This is a genomic window from Streptomyces oceani, from assembly GCF_001751245.1.
Taxonomy (GTDB): domain Bacteria; phylum Actinomycetota; class Actinomycetes; order Streptomycetales; family Streptomycetaceae; genus Streptomyces; species Streptomyces oceani.
On the sequence record NZ_LJGU01000116.1, the window covers coordinates 142,662 to 143,913 of the forward strand.

At 72.2% G+C, this 1,252-nt stretch carries 1 protein-coding gene; it reads left to right on the forward strand.

Annotated elements, in window-relative coordinates; translation table 11 throughout:
- Window positions 1-1,252, forward strand: a 1,252-nt coding sequence (locus tag AN216_RS10670) for an acyltransferase domain-containing protein (RefSeq protein ID WP_420855712.1), incomplete at both ends; no start/stop codon positions are given.

Below are 1,252 nucleotides of genomic sequence, written 5' to 3' on the forward strand. Positions count from 1 at the left end.
GGGCTCCAGCCCGGCGACGTCGACGCGGTGGAGGCGCACGGTACCGGTACGACGCTGGGTGACCCGATCGAGGCGCAGGCGCTGTTGGGGACGTACGGCAAGGGGCGGGACGCGGACCGGCCTTTGTGGCTCGGCTCGTTGAAGTCCAACATCGGGCACACCCAGGCCGCCGCCGGAGTCGGCGGGGTCATCAAGATGGTGCAGGCCATCCGGCACGGCCTGTTGCCGCGCACGTTGCACGTCGATCAGCCCGCGTCGGCGGTCGACTGGACCGAGGGCGAGGTGCGGCTGCTGACCGAGGCGTGCGAGTGGCCTCGTACCAGCACGGGCGGCACCGACGTGGACGGCGACACGGACCAGGCGGCCGGCTCGGACGAGCAGAGCGAGCCGACGGCCCGACCGCGCAGGGCGGCCGTCTCGGCGTTCGGCGTCAGCGGGACGAACGCGCACGCCATCATCGAGCAGGCACCTGCGACCGCTGCTGAGGCGGAGACGGAGGCGGACAGCGCGGGTGACCGGCCGGCGTGCCCGCTGCCGTACCTGCCCTGGGCGTTGTCCGCGCGCACGCCGGAGGCGCTGGCGGCCCAGGCTGAGCGGCTGCTCGCGTACGTCCAGGCGCGGCCGGAGGCCGGGTCCCAGGACGTGGCGCGCGCGCTCGTCACGACCCGCACGACCTTCGCGGAACGCGCGGTCGTCTGGGGTGCGGACCGTGCTGAGTTGGGTGCGGGGCTGGCGGCGGTGGCGGCGGGTGAGTCGGCGGCGAACGTGGTGCGGGGTGTGGCGCGTCGGGGTGGGCGGGTTGGTTTTGTGTTCGCGGGTCAGGGTGCGCAGCGGTGGGGGATGGGGCGGGAGTTGTATGCCGCGTTCCCGGTGTTCGCGGATGCCTTTGATGAGGTGTGCGCGCGGTTGGATGGGGAGTTGGACCGTCCGTTGCGGGATGTGGTGTTCGGGGAGGATGCCGAGGCTGGGGACGGTCTGGGTGAGACGGGGGTGACGCAGCCGGCGTTGTTCGCGTTCGAGGTGGCGTTGTTCCGGTTGGTGGAGTCGTGGGGTGTGCGGCCGGATGTGTTGTTGGGGCATTCGATTGGTGAGTTGGCGGCGGCGTATGTGGCGGGTGTGTGGTCGTTGGAGGATGCGTGTGTGGTGGTGGCGGCGCGGGGGCGGTTGATGCAGGCGTTGCCGCGTGACGGTGCGATGGTGGCGATCGAGGCGTCGGAGGCGGAGGTCGCTTCGTTGCTGGTGGGCCGCGCGG